The sequence below is a fragment of the Allobosea sp. NPDC055353 genome (assembly GCF_053644975.1).
In genome coordinates this window covers 1,688,848-1,701,706 of the sequence record NZ_JBSHMC010000001.1, presented here as the reverse complement: position 1 = coordinate 1,701,706, position 12,859 = coordinate 1,688,848, and the positions used below count along the sequence as shown (strand labels likewise).

General features: G+C 67.0%; 12 protein-coding genes and 1 tRNA gene. 5 read left to right on the top strand and 8 right to left on the bottom strand.

Going from position 1 to position 12,859, the window contains the following annotated elements:
• The first annotated feature begins 106 nt into the window (after nucleotides 1-106).
• From ACWIEX_RS07935 to ACWIEX_RS07915, 5 genes are all read left to right on the top strand, one after another.
• Nucleotides 107-934 carry a transporter substrate-binding domain-containing protein gene (locus ACWIEX_RS07935; RefSeq protein ID WP_454032535.1) on the top strand — a complete coding sequence of 276 codons (828 nt, stop codon included), beginning with the start codon at nucleotides 107-109 and terminating at the stop codon, nucleotides 932-934.
• A 161-nt stretch (nucleotides 935-1,095) separates the two neighbouring features.
• Nucleotides 1,096-1,758: an amino acid ABC transporter permease gene (locus ACWIEX_RS07930; protein ID WP_454032534.1), complete on the top strand. Its 663-nt coding sequence runs from the start codon at nucleotides 1,096-1,098 to the stop codon at nucleotides 1,756-1,758.
• Between the two features lie 14 nt (nucleotides 1,759-1,772).
• Nucleotides 1,773-2,552, top strand: a complete 780-nt coding sequence (locus tag ACWIEX_RS07925; protein ID WP_454032533.1) for an amino acid ABC transporter ATP-binding protein — start codon at nucleotides 1,773-1,775, stop codon at nucleotides 2,550-2,552.
• Nucleotides 2,553-2,568: 16 nt separating this feature from the next.
• Nucleotides 2,569-3,693, top strand: coding sequence for a saccharopine dehydrogenase family protein (locus tag ACWIEX_RS07920; RefSeq protein ID WP_454032532.1), 1,125 nt, complete (start codon nucleotides 2,569-2,571; stop codon nucleotides 3,691-3,693).
• A complete protein-coding gene (locus ACWIEX_RS07915) occupies nucleotides 3,690-4,415 on the top strand; it encodes an aspartate/glutamate racemase family protein (protein WP_454032531.1) in 726 nt (241 codons plus the stop codon). The genes ACWIEX_RS07920 and ACWIEX_RS07915 overlap by 4 nt, the downstream gene beginning before the upstream one ends.
• Nucleotides 4,416-4,658: 243 nt before the next feature.
• Here ACWIEX_RS07915 and ACWIEX_RS07910 read toward each other — a convergent pair.
• From ACWIEX_RS07910 to ACWIEX_RS07875, 8 genes are all read right to left on the bottom strand, one after another.
• Nucleotides 4,659-4,733 (bottom strand) — tRNA-Glu (locus ACWIEX_RS07910).
• A 102-nt stretch (nucleotides 4,734-4,835) separates the two neighbouring features.
• Complete coding sequence (recJ, locus tag ACWIEX_RS07905) at nucleotides 4,836-6,638, bottom strand: single-stranded-DNA-specific exonuclease RecJ (RefSeq protein WP_454032530.1); 1,803 nt, start codon at nucleotides 6,636-6,638, stop codon at nucleotides 4,836-4,838.
• 230 nt (nucleotides 6,639-6,868) lie between these two features.
• Nucleotides 6,869-7,867, bottom strand: coding sequence for a class II fructose-bisphosphatase (gene glpX, locus ACWIEX_RS07900; protein WP_061963934.1), 999 nt, complete (start codon nucleotides 7,865-7,867; stop codon nucleotides 6,869-6,871).
• Nucleotides 7,868-7,974: 107 nt separating this feature from the next.
• Nucleotides 7,975-9,327, bottom strand: a complete 1,353-nt coding sequence (locus ACWIEX_RS07895; RefSeq protein ID WP_454032529.1) for a homoserine dehydrogenase — start codon at nucleotides 9,325-9,327, stop codon at nucleotides 7,975-7,977.
• Between the two features lie 69 nt (nucleotides 9,328-9,396).
• Nucleotides 9,397-10,215 carry a class I SAM-dependent methyltransferase gene (locus ACWIEX_RS07890; protein ID WP_454032528.1) on the bottom strand — a complete coding sequence of 273 codons (819 nt, stop codon included), beginning with the start codon at nucleotides 10,213-10,215 and terminating at the stop codon, nucleotides 9,397-9,399.
• Nucleotides 10,216-10,298: 83 nt separating this feature from the next.
• Nucleotides 10,299-10,730, bottom strand: a complete 432-nt coding sequence (locus tag ACWIEX_RS07885) for a hypothetical protein (protein ID WP_454032527.1) — start codon at nucleotides 10,728-10,730, stop codon at nucleotides 10,299-10,301.
• Nucleotides 10,731-10,983: 253 nt separating this feature from the next.
• Complete coding sequence (locus ACWIEX_RS07880; protein WP_454032526.1) at nucleotides 10,984-12,204, bottom strand: LL-diaminopimelate aminotransferase; 1,221 nt, start codon at nucleotides 12,202-12,204, stop codon at nucleotides 10,984-10,986.
• Between the two features lie 182 nt (nucleotides 12,205-12,386).
• Nucleotides 12,387-12,749 (bottom strand): hypothetical protein, encoded by a 363-nt coding sequence (locus ACWIEX_RS07875; protein ID WP_454032525.1) that lies wholly within the window; start codon nucleotides 12,747-12,749, stop codon nucleotides 12,387-12,389.
• Nucleotides 12,750-12,859: the final 110 nt, after the last annotated feature.

Here is a 12,859-nt window from a genome sequence, read left to right as displayed (position 1 = left end):
CCCTACTCTCGCATTGTCCGCTCAAGTGCGTCGCATAGGCTTTTGCCGTCCTAGCAACCAGCACAAGACCGAAAAACATCGGCAAAGGGAACGGAGTGGAAATCTCATGAAGTCGATCATTCGCGCCATCTGCGCCGCCGGCCTTGGATTGCTGGCACTTCAATCCTCGGCCCGGGCCGATGACACCATCGAGGCGATCCGCGCGCGCGGCGTGCTGCGCATCCCCGGAATCATCAACGAGGACCCCTACTTCAACAAGGACCCGCGCACCGGCGAATGGCGCGGTTTCGCCATCGAGATGGCCCGCGACATCGCCAACACCCTCGGCGTCAAGCTGGAGGTCGTCGAGTCGAGCTGGCCGAACTCCATCCTCGATGTTCAGAGCGGCAAGGTCGATCTCGCGCTCGGCGTCACAGCCACGCCGCAGCGCTCGCTTTCGGTCGCTTTCTCGAACCCGACCTATTTCAACAGCTTCATCATCGTCTCGCCCAAGGCGGAACTCTCGAAGCTGAGCTGGGCCGAGCTCAACGACCCGAAATACACCTTCGCGGTCGATCTGGGTTCGTCGCAGGATCTCATCTCCCAGCAGTATCTGCCCAAGGCGAAGATGCTGCGCTTCAAGTCGCGCGACGAGGCCATCGTGGCTGTCGTCACCGGCAAGGCCGATGGTCTCGTCAACACGATGCTGAACGGCCTCGTCATGAGCAAGAAGGCGAGCGGCATCGGCAAGGTGATGGTGCCGTCGCCGGTGCTCTCGACTCCCTCCGTGGTCGCGATGAACTGGAAAGCCGACGAGAAGTCGCGTGCCTTCGTCTCCGCCTGGGCCGAGTACAACCGCCGCATCGGCAACAACCAGACCTGGATCGTGAAGAGCCTGGCGCCTTTCGGCATCACGCTCGACGACATGCCCGAAGGCTTCGGCTTCGGCGGCTGAACAAGGCCCGGTCAGGCTGCATGATTTCAGGCGGAATCACCATGATCCGCCTGAAACCCGAACCGGACTCCCGTCGCGAATGAGGGCAGGATAACCGCGAAAACGGCTTGCCGACCTTCGCATCCTGCTTTCGGGCCGTTTCCAACAAAGATTGGCATGACATGTACACGTGGAGCTTCGCCCCGATCTTCCAGGCGAGCGACCTGTTCCTTTGGGGCGCCTGGATCACCATCGTCTACACGGTGGGTTCCATCGCCATCGGGCTGGTCCTCGGGCTGCTCCTCTGCTTCGCGCGGCTCTCGGGCATCCGCCCACTCAGCTGGCTGGCGCAGGGCTTTCAGGAACTGTTCCGATGCACGCCGCTGCTCGTCCAACTGCTCTGGATCTATTACGCCCTGCCGCTGCTGCTCGGCTTCGATCTGGCCAACTGGGCGGCGGCGCTGATCACGCTCTCGCTCTATGCGGCGGCGTTCTATGCCGAGGTCTTCCGCGGCGGCATCGTCTCGATCGACAAGGGGCAGTCCGAAGCGGGCGCTGCGATCGGCATGTCCGGCTGGCAGGTCATGCGGCGCATCGTGCTGCCGCAGGCGATCCGCCGGATGATGCCGGCCTTCATCAACCAGTCGGTGACGCAGTTCAAGAACACCTCGCTGATCTCGGTGATCTCGGTGGCCGAGCTCACCTATATGGCCAGCATCGTCAACGGGCAGACCTACCGCCCGCTGGAATCCTACACCGTCCTTGCGGTGCTCTATTTCGTCATCCTGTTCCCGATCACGAAGTTCGCCGACATCGTCGAGAGCCGGACGCGCGGCGGCCATTGAGCGAGGACCATCCCATGACCACCCTCCCCACATCCGGCGCCCGCGAAACCGTCCTCGAAGCCCGCGCCATCACCAAGAGCTTCGGCGCGTTTCCCGTCCTTCACGGCATCGATCTGTCCCTGACGAGCGGCGAGGTCGTCGCGATCATCGGCCCCTCGGGCTCCGGCAAGTCGACCTTCATTCGCTGCATGAACATGCTCGAGGTGCCGGACAGCGGAGAGATCCTCTATCGCGGCCGCCGCGTCGTCCCGAAATTCCGCGGCGACGGCCAGCTCCTCGGCCTCGGCGAGTTGAGGCGCCATGTCGGCATGGTGTTCCAGCACTTCAACCTGTTTCCGCATATGAGCGTGCTGGAGAACGTGATCGAAGGCCCCGTCACCGTGCAGCGCAAGCCGCGCGCAGAGGCGGTAGACATCGCGATGGACTATATCGCCAAGGTCGGCCTCGCCGAGAAGCGCGATGCACGGCCGGACCAGCTTTCAGGCGGGCAGAAGCAGCGCGTGGCCATCGCCCGGGCGCTTGCCATGCAGCCGGACGCGCTCCTGCTCGACGAGATCACCAGCGCGCTCGATCCCGAGCTCGTCGGCGAGGTGCTGGGCGTCGTGCGCAGTCTCGCCGAACAGGGCATGACGATGGTCCTCGTCACGCACGAGATCTCCTTCGCCGCCGACGTCTCCAACCGCGTCGTCTTCATGGAAGATGGGCGTATCGCCGAACAGGGCAGCCCGGACCATGTCCTGCACGCCCCCGATAACGAACGCCTCAGGACGTTCCTGGCCCGCTTCCATGCCTGACCGGCAGGAAAACGGCGTGCAGCGCTTCAAGGTCGTCATCGTCGGGGCTGGCCGCATCGGCACGGCGCTGGCGCTGCTCCTGCGCGAGCAGCCGGAATTCGAGATCCTCCTGGCCGATCCGACGGAACCCGGACGCCGAAGGGTCAAAGCGCTTGGGCTCCCGCTCGCCGACGCCGATCCCAGCCACCCGGCCCGGCTCGATCAGCTCCTGGCCGGCGCCGATGCCGTCGTCGCAGCGCTGCCATCCCCGGCGACACCGATGGTGGCTGCCGCGGCCCGGCGCCACGGCACGCATTATCTCGACCTCGGCGACGACGGGGCCGCATTGGAGGCTATCCGACGCGAGGCCGAGGTCGCCTCCGGCTGCTTCGTCGCGCAATGCGGCATCTCTCCGGGCCTGGTTTCGGGGCTGGTGCTCGACCTCGCCTCGCGCTGCGGCAACGAGCCGGACATCGCGGTGCGGATCGGCGCATTGCCGCAGCAGCCGTCCGGCCGCCTGGGCTACGGCTTGATCTGGGATATCGACGCGACGCTGCGCGAGTACACGCGCCCCTCCGTCGCCCTGATCGACGGCCAGAAGGCCGAGCTCGCGCCATTGTCGCGCTGCAGCCCCCTGCGCCTCGATTCATGCGATTATGAGGCCTTCGTTTCGAGCGCCATCCCCGACACGCTCTGCGCGCGCCTGGCGGGGCAAGTCGCGAGCCTGGTCTCCTATACGATCCGCTATCCCGGCCATGCCGACTCCATCGCGTTCCTGCTTGACGAGCTGAAGCTGCGCGACCGCATCTATCTGCTGCGTAATCTCTTCCTCAACGGCTTGCCCGAGATCGCGGATGATCGCCTGCTGATCTCGATCGTCGCGACCTCCCGCCGTGACGGCAGCGAGGCGGCCGAGCATTTTCTGAGAAAGATCGAGCCGGTCGAGATCGGCGGCGTCGTGGTCGGCGCCATGCGGCGCACCGCCGCCTCCCATGTCGCGGCCGTGCTGGACCTTCTCCGCTCCGGTTCGATCGGGAAGCCCGGCCTCCTCGCGCAGGAGGACATCCCCTTTGAGCTGTTGCGGGAGAACCGCTTCCTCGCCTGGTTCTTCGCGACCACGGAAACAGCGCTGCAGCAGAGCTTATCGGAGACCCTCTCATGACCGATGTCGCGACGCGCCCATCGACCGCCGCCGTCAACGATCTGAGCATCGGCGTGCTGATGCTCGACACCCATTTCCGCCGGCTGCCGGGCGACATCGGCAATGGCCGGACATGGCGGTTCCCGGTGCAGTTTCGCGTGGTGCGCGGCGCCGATCCGGCGGCGATCGTCCATGGCCGCCCGGAGGAATTCCTGAAGCCCTTCATCGCGGCAGCACAGGATCTCATCGCCTGCGGCGTGCGCGGCATCACGACGAGTTGCGGGTTCCTGGCCCTGCTGCAGAAGGAGCTCGCCGCCGCCCTGCCGGTCCCCGTCGCGACGAGCAGCCTGCTCCAGGCGCCGCTGATCGAGGCGATGCTGCCGGCGGGCCAGCAGGTCGGCATCCTCACGTTCGCGGCCGAGGCCCTGAGCGCGCAGCATCTCGCGGCCGTGGGCGCCCGCCCCGACACAGCCATCGCAGGGCTGCCGTCGGATTCCCTGTTTCGGTCGGTCTATGGCAACCGTGGCGGTATTTCCGACTTCGCCGAGCTGGAACGCGAGGTCGTCGCCGCCGCGCAGGCCCTGGTGCATCGTCACCCGAATGTCGGGGCGATCCTGTGCGAATGCACCAATCTGCCGCCCCATTCAGCCGCGATCGCTGCAGCAACCGGTCGACCGGTCTTCGACATCATCGGTTTCGTCGAGTGGTTCGGGCATGCGCTATCGCCGCCGGGCTTCCGCTGAGACCGTGCCGCCTGGCGCCGTGTTCAGCCTCGATAACAGTCACGCGCAATAGTGATGGTCGCCGCGGGGGCAGGCACAGGCCGGCCAAACCCACGCGGCAGCGAAGCATATCGGGTCCGTCGGAGCGCACTGCGCGCTCAACCCAAACCGTCGATCGCTACCGAGCACAGCGCTATATCCAGCGCTGCGCAGGCCATTGCCTGTTCTTGCGGGTTTCGCAGTTCTTTACCGGAACGGCCGGAATGGCGCGGTCTACGGGAGTCGAACCCGTCTCCCCAGCGTGAAAGGCTGGTGTCCTAACCGATAGACGAAGACCGCTATGCCGCGAACCGCTGGGGTTCGTGCCGAAGCGGGGCGAGGTATAGTGGCAGGCCTCTTCCTCCGCAAGCACCCGATCACAAGAAAATAGCCGGCAGCCTCTCAGACCGGCCGGGCGAGATCGAGGATGCGCAGTTCCGCCGTTTCCCGGCCGCCCCAGCGGTTGAGCGAGAGCGTCGCGGCGAGGTGCACGCTCTCGCCGCGCGCGGCGAGCAGAGCCTGCCCCAGCGGCTCCTGCGCAGCGCGGAAGGCGATGCCGCCGATGCTGGCGCCATCACCCGAACGCAATTTGATGCGGACATGGCCGCCGGTTCCGATTTCGACGGCGTCGGTCAGCCGATGCGCCGGGAAGACGAAGACGGGCTCCGGGCTGCCGGAGCCGAAGGGGCCGGCTTTGTCGATCTCGGCGAGCAGCCGCGGACTGGCGCCGCCGGCGCTGAGCGCGGCATCGATGAGCAGCGCCTCGGCATCGCCGACGGCGTCGACCTCACGCTGAAGATGCGCGTTCAGGAAAGCGTGGAAGGCGCTCGCCTGGCCGGCAGCCAGCGTCACGCCCGCCGCCATGGCATGGCCGCCGCCCTTGACCGCATGCCCGGCCTCGACGGCGGCGCGCACGGCGCGGCCAAGATCGACTCCGGCGATCGAGCGGCCGGAGCCGGTCGCCCCGCCCTCCCCGTTGAGCGCTAGCGCGAAGGCCGGGCGGCGGAAACGCTCCTTCAGCCGGGCCGCGACGAGGCCGACGATGCCGGGGTGCCAGTCGGCGCTGCCGGCGAGCAGGACCGGCATCCCGGCCATGCCAGCAAGTTCGTGCTCGGCCTGCGAGACCGCCTCCAGCACCGCGAGGCGCTCGATCTCCTGGCGCTCCTGGTTCAGGCGGTTGAGCTCGGTCGCGATGGTCCGTGCCTCGACCTCGTCATCAGTCAGGAGCAGGCGCGCACCGAGCGCGGCATCGCCGATGCGTCCGCCCGCATTGATGCGCGGTCCGAGCAGGAAGCCGAGATGCCAGGGCTGGATCGGGCCGTCGAGGCCGGAAACGTCCATCAGCGCGGCGAGGCCCGGCCGGGTGCGGCTGCGCATCATCGCGAGCCCCTGCCGCACGAAGGCGCGGTTGAGGCCCTGCAGCGGCACGACGTCGGCGACGGTCGCCAGCGCGACGAGATCGAGCGCTGCCAGCAGGTCGGGTTCGCCGCCGCGCGCCGCCCAATGGCCCTGCCGGCGCAGCGCCCGGCTGGTCGCGACCAGCGCGAGGAAGACGACGCCGGCGGCGCAGAGATGACCGAGGCCGGAGAGATCGTCCTGTCGGTTGGGATTGACCAGCGCCTCGACGGCCGGCAGCCGCTCCGGCGCCTGGTGATGGTCGAGCACGACGACGTCGAGGCCGAGCCGGCGCGCCTCGGCGAGCGGCTCCTCGCTGGTGGTGCCGCAATCGACCGTGACGAGCAGGCTCGCGCCCTCGCCCGCCAGCATGCGGATCGCCTCGCTGTTGGGGCCGTAGCCTTCGATCAGGCGGTCCGGGATATGGATACGCGGGCGGGCGCCGGCCTGATTCAGGAAGCCCGCGAGCAAAGCGGAGGAGCAGGCTCCGTCGACATCGTAATCGCCGAAGATCGCGACGCGCTCGCCCCTTATGCCCGCCTGCGCCAGCCGGGCGGCGGCGGCCTCCATGTCGATGAGGACCGCGGGATCGGGCAGGACGTCGCGCAGCTTCGGCTCGAGGAAGCGGGCGGCCTCACCGGGCTCGACGCCGCGCGCGGCAAGCAGGCGGGCGAGGATATCCGGCAGGCCCTGCAACTGGCTCAGCGCCTCGGCGCGGCCGAGGCCGGCGATGTCGAGCCGGTCGCGCCAGGGGCGGCCGAGCACCGAACGGGTTACGCCGAGAAAGGCACGGGGCAGGATCAGACTCATCGTGCCTCCGGCGTCGCGCACGCCGCAGGCAAGGTCAACCCGTGTCGGACATGCCGAATTGGAAAGCTGTGCCGATCACGGCACGGGATGCGCTCCCTCGGCGGCTGCATCTTTTCGGGCCGCGCCGCCGGGCGAGCGGCGGCGGCGGCGATAGCTTGACCAGTTCACACGTCATCCCGGACAAGCCGCGTTAGCGGCGCCGATCCGGGATGACCGCGTGAGGAAAGTGCTCAATCGAGCTGGAACTTCGAGAACTCGCGGTGCTCGCCATAGATGCGGCGGACCGTGCCGGTGATCGAACGGTAGACGAGCGTCTCGGTCTCGATGAAATCCTTGCCGAAGCGTACGCCCGAAAGCATGCCGCCATCGGTGACGCCGGTGGCGCAGACGATGACGTCGCCCGAGGCCATTTCGGACATGTCGTATTTCTTGTTCGGATCGAGCACGCCCATGCCATGCGCCCGCACGCGCTTCTCCTCGGTGTCGAGGATGAGCCGGCCCTGCATCTGGCCGCCGACGCAGCGGAGTGCCGCCGCCGCGAGCACGCCTTCCGGGGCGCCGCCGATGCCGAGATAGAGGTCGATGCCGGTCTTCTCGGGCTGGGTGCAGAAGATCACGCCGGCGACGTCGCCATCGGTGATCAGGCGGATCGAGCACCCGGTCTTGCGGACTTCCTCGATCAGCTTGGCATGGCGCGGGCGATCCATGATCAGCGTCGAGATCTCGTTCGGCTTGACGCCCTTGGCCTTGGCCAGCGCGTTGATGTTGTCGGCCGGCGAGGCGTCGAGGTCGATCACGCCCTTGGCGTAGCCCGGACCGCAAGCGATCTTGTCCATGTAGACGTCGGGGGCATAGAGCAGGCTGCCGGCGCCGGCCATCGCCATCACGGCGATCGAGCCGGGCATGTCCTTGGCGCAGAGCGTGGTGCCTTCGAGCGGATCGACCGCGATATGCACCTTCGGGCCCTGCTTGTTGCCGACCTTCTCGCCGATGAAGAGCATCGGCGCCTCGTCGCGCTCGCCCTCGCCGATGACGATCTCGCCATCGATCGGCAGGCGGTTCAGTTCGCGGCGCATCGCATCGACCGCGGCCTGGTCGGCCGCCTTCTCGTTGCCATGGCCACGCAGGCGGGCCGCTGCGACGGCGGCGCGCTCGGTGACACGCACGAGTTCCATCGAGAGATAGCGCTCGATGATCTGGTCGGGGGAGATGCGGAGATCGACGGACATGAAATTTAGTCCCCTTGCAATGAGTTTGGCGGATACGGCGCTAGAGCAAGATAGTGTCAGAGCAGGATTGGCGCGAAAAACCGGTTCCCACTTTTACGCATCCTGCACTAGGCCTGTTCCCGCTCTATGCGGATAACTTGCGGCGGTTCCGCGACATGGCCGTCGGCCGTGACCTTTTCGAGCGCATCGCGGATGGCGGCTTCGCTGGTGGCATAGGTGATGAGCACGACCGGAACCGGCGCGCCGGAGCGGCCGCCGGGATCGCGCGTCGCAGCCTCGGGCGAGCGGCGCTGGACGATGCTCTCCAAAGAGATGTCGGCTTCGGCCATGCGGGTCGCGATGGCCGCGGCGGCGCCCGGGCGATCGGCCACGGCGAGACGGACATAATAGCCGCCCTCATGACGCTGCATCGGCGCGCGCTTCGGCTCTTCCAGACGCGCGATCGGCAGGCCGAAGGGCAGGCCGGCGGTGCCGCGCGCGACATCGGCGATGTCGGCGACGACGGCGGAGGCCGTCGGGTCGCCGCCGGCGCCGGGGCCGACCAGCGTGATCTCGCGCACCGCATCGGCGTCGATCGAGACCGCGTTGAGCACGCCCATCACCTGCGCGATCGGGGAGGATTTCGGCACCATGGTCGGGTGCACGCGCTGCTCGATCCCGGTCTTGGTCCGCTCGGCCACGCCGAGCAGCTTGATGCGGTAGCCGAGATCGTCGGCCATCTTCAGGTCGAGCGGCGTGATCGCCGAAATCCCTTCGACATGAATCGCTTCGGCGTCGATCTTCGTACCGAAGGCGAGGCTGGTCAGGATCGCGAGCTTATGGGCGGTGTCGAAGCCCTCAACGTCGAAGGTCGGGTCGGCTTCGGCATAGCCGAGGCGCTGCGCGTCCTTCAGGCAGGCCTCGAAAGTCAGGCCTTCCTGCTCCATCCGGGAGAGGATGTAATTGCAGGTGCCGTTGAGGATGCCGGAGATGCGGCTGACATTGTTGCCGGCCAGCGCCTCGCGCAGCGTCTTCACGACAGGAATGCCGCCGGCAGAGGAGGCCTCGAAGGCGAGCGCCACACCTTTGCTCTCGGCGAGGTCGGCAAGCGCGACGCCATGGGCCGCAAGCAGCGCCTTGTTGGCGGTGACGACATGCTTGCCGGCATTCAGGGCTGCCTCGACCGCTGCCTTGGCCGGGCCGTCGGAGCCGCCGATCAGTTCGACGAAGCAGTCGATCTCCCCTGAATTCGCCAGCGCGACCGGATCGTCGAACCAGGCGAGCCCGCCGAGATCGATGCCGCGGTCGCGATTGCGGTCGCGCGCCGAGACGGCGGTGACCCGGATTGCGCGGCCGCAGCGCGCCGCAAGCGCATTTTCCTGCCGGCGCAGGATGCGCAAGGTGGAGGCGCCGACCGTACCGAGGCCGGCAAGTCCGACGCGCAGGGGCTGGGAGGCAGGCGAAAGAGGCACGCTGGTCATGCGCGCGGCGTCGCATGAGGCGGGTTTCGTGTCAACGGAGAGCCACACTCCGCCGCTCCCGGAATCGCCTCAAGCCTCGGCTTTCCGAGCCGAAACCACGAAGGCGGAGAGAGCCCCCTCGATCGCGCCTGAGCCAAAGCGGCCTTCCAGAGCCTTCGCCACGGCTTCGGTAGCAGCCTCGAGCCCCGGCGCGCCGCGCGCCTCGATCTCGCCACGCATCGGCGTGCCCTGGCAGAGGCCGATCGCGGCACCAGCGGCGGAATCGGCACGGGAACGCTTCTCGACCCGCTCGATCTCCGGCCGCGGAAAGCCACCAGACATGATGTCGAGTTCGATCGTGCCGACATCATGATAGCCATGCGGCGTGCGCGCGAGAAAGCGCGGCGGATCGGCGGGAAACAGCTCGGCCAGCGCATCCAGCATGACCGCCGTGAAATCGTTGCTCTCGACCGCGTCCCAGACATTGAACAGAAAGCGCCCGCCCGGCTTCAGCACGCGGCGCGCCTCGGCATAACCCTTCGCCTTGTCCGGAAAGAACATCGCTCCGAACTGGCAGGTGACGGTGTCGAAGCTCTCGTCAGCGAAGGGCAGATCGAGCGCATCCGCCTGGCGGCAAGTGATCCTGCCGTCGTTCGGGAATCGCGCGGCAGCGAGATCGAGCATCGCGGGGTTGAGATCGGTCGCGACGATGCTTCCTCCATCGAGCCGCGCCGCCATTTCCTGTGTCAGTGCGCCCGTCCCCGCCGCGACCTCGAGAATGCGCCGGGGGTCCCCGGCCATCACGCGGGCCGCCAGGTCTTCGGCATAGGGTTTAAAAATCAGGGGTACGAGCAGCCGGTCGTAAATCTGCGGAACGGGACCGGCGAAAACCTTGTCCGTCGCTTCCATGGCAGCGCCTGTCGTTGCAGCCCTCCGACAGGATAGCGCAGCGACTGACCTAGCGAAACGACCATGTACGGATCGACCGCGTCTCAACCGAAATGGCAGACGACCTCGGCGGCGACGCGCTTCACCTTGCCGTCCTCGAAACCGAGATAGATGCGCAGCAGGTTGGTGCCGAAGGCCGTCGCCTTGATGGTGTGCAGCGCCTCGATCGTCTTGCCTTCGGACACGGTGCTGTTCTCGACCGCGGGGGTCCAGAACCAGGGCTTCGGCGGATCGATCGTCACTTCAGAGAGAACGCGCTCGGCATCGGCCCGGCCGGTCCCGACCGGGATGTAGCGGGTGACGATGTCCGTCGCGTCGCGGGCGCATTCGCGGCCATTGGTCACCGCGAGCACGTCCGAGACCAGGGCCGAGCGCGTCTGCGGGATGCGCCCCCTGGAATAGTCGTAGGTCGCAACGAAGCAGACCAGCGCGAAGACGGCGAAAGCGGCGCCGAGCAGGCGGCCTTTTCGTGACATGGAAACGAGCCCCGAGCGCGATGCGGAGCGATCCGTCCGCATCGCATCGGTTCCCATGTTTTGCGGGCGCGGTCCAGAGCCAAGGGTGTCGCTGCCCATGACAACCTCACGCCGTCATCCCGGACAAGCGGCAAAGCCGCGCCGATCCGGGATCCATGCCGGAGCGCTGCCGATGAAGGTTCAGGAATGGATCCCGGGTCTACGCTTCGCTCCGCCCGGGATGACCACCGCTCATAGTTTGGAAGAGAGAGCCCTACCCCGCCTTGGGCATCTGGATGACGTTGTGCAGGGTCGTATCGGCGCCCTTGAGGAAGCGGCCGATATTGCGCGCCGCCTGGCGGATGCGCTGCTCGTTCTCGACGATGGCGATGCGGACATAGTCGTCGCCATGCTCGCCGAAGCCGATGCCGGGCGCGACCGCGACCTCGGCCTTCTCGATCAGGAGCTTGGAGAATTCCAGCGAGCCGAGATGACGGAACTTCTCGGGGATCGCCACCCAGGCGAACATCGAGGCCTCCGGCGCCGGAAACTCCCAGCCAGCCTTGCCGAAGCTCTCGACCAGCGCATCGCGGCGCTTGCGATAGATCTCGCGCATCTCGCGGATGCAGTCGTCCGGGCCGTTGAGGGCGGCCGCAGCCGCGACCTGGATCGGCGTATAGGCGCCGTAATCGAGATAGGATTTCACCCGCGCCAGCGCCGCCAGCAGGCGCTCGTTGCCGACGGCGAAGCCCATCCGCCAGCCGGCCATCGAGAAGGTCTTCGACATCGAGGTGAACTCGACCGCGACGTCGATCGCGCCCGGCACCTGCAGCATCGAGGGCGGCGGGTTGTTCTCGTCGAAATAGACCTCGGCATAGGCGAGGTCGGAAAGCAGAATCAGCTCGTGCTTCTTCGCGAAGGCGACGAGGTCGCGGTAGAAATCGAGCGAGGCGACATAGGCCGTCGGATTGGCCGGATAGCAGGTGACGAGCGCGATCGGCTTCGGCACCGAATGCATCATCGCCCGCTCCAGCGCCGGGAACATCGCCGGAGTCGGCTCGGCCGGGACGGAGCGAATCACGCCGCCCGCCATCAGGAAGCCGAAGGCGTGGATCGGGTAACTCGGATTCGGCACCAGCACGACGTCGCCCGGTCCGGTAATGGCCTGCGCCATGTTGGCGAAGCCCTCCTTCGAGCCCAGCGTCGCGACGACCTGCGTATCGGGGTTGAGCTTCACGCCGAAGCGGCGCTCGTAATAGTTCGCCTGCGCGCGGCGCAGGCCCCCGATGCCCTTCGAGGCGGAGTAGCGGTCGGTGCGTGGCTTGCCGGCGGTCTCGACCAGCTTCTCGATGACGTGCTTCGGCGCCGGCAGGTCGGGATTGCCCATGCCGAGGTCGATGATGTCGACGCCCTTGGCGCGCTCGGCGGCCTTGATCTTGTTGACCTGTTCGAAAACGTAAGGCGGCAGGCGCTTGATACGATGGAAATCGGTCATCTCGAACAGGTCCTCGGCCGCCCCGGGCGGATGGCGTGCTTTGCGCAGATTACATCCTTGCGCCGAGGGTGCTTACCATCGCATCTTTCGTCATGACAGGGCTAATGACGCAATATTGTGCGATTCGCGGTACCGAGACGCGGGCCAGCAGCCGCACCGTCCTGCCTGGAACGGGCCGGCCCTCAATTCTGCGGGATCTTCGCCGGTTCGGGCGGCGGTGTCGCGCCCAGCGCCTTGGCGGCGTTGCCAGCCGCTTCGTTGGCCTTCTGCTTGGCGTCGAGCCCTGCCTCGATCTTCTTGTAGTCCTCGACCCGCTTGCGCGGCGCCGCCCGGGTCACGCTCGACCCGATGGGAATGTATTCGAGATCGGTCGGGCGAGCCTCCCGGACGAAGGCCTTGGATTGCTGCGGGGTGGTTGCCAGACCCGCAGCCTCGGCCACCCCCTTGAAGCCCTCGTCGCTGCCGCAGCCGGCGAGCGCCGTGCCAACCACGACCAGCGCCGCCGGCATCAGGAGCAGCTTTTTCGCGGAGATTTCAGTCGGCATCGGGTCATCCAGCGGTTTTCGATTTTGCTTGGTAAAGCACAGCGGCTGCGTCCTTAATAGGACCAAAATGGAGCGCCATGCGCTATCCTATAACGACAGGGGAAAAGGGC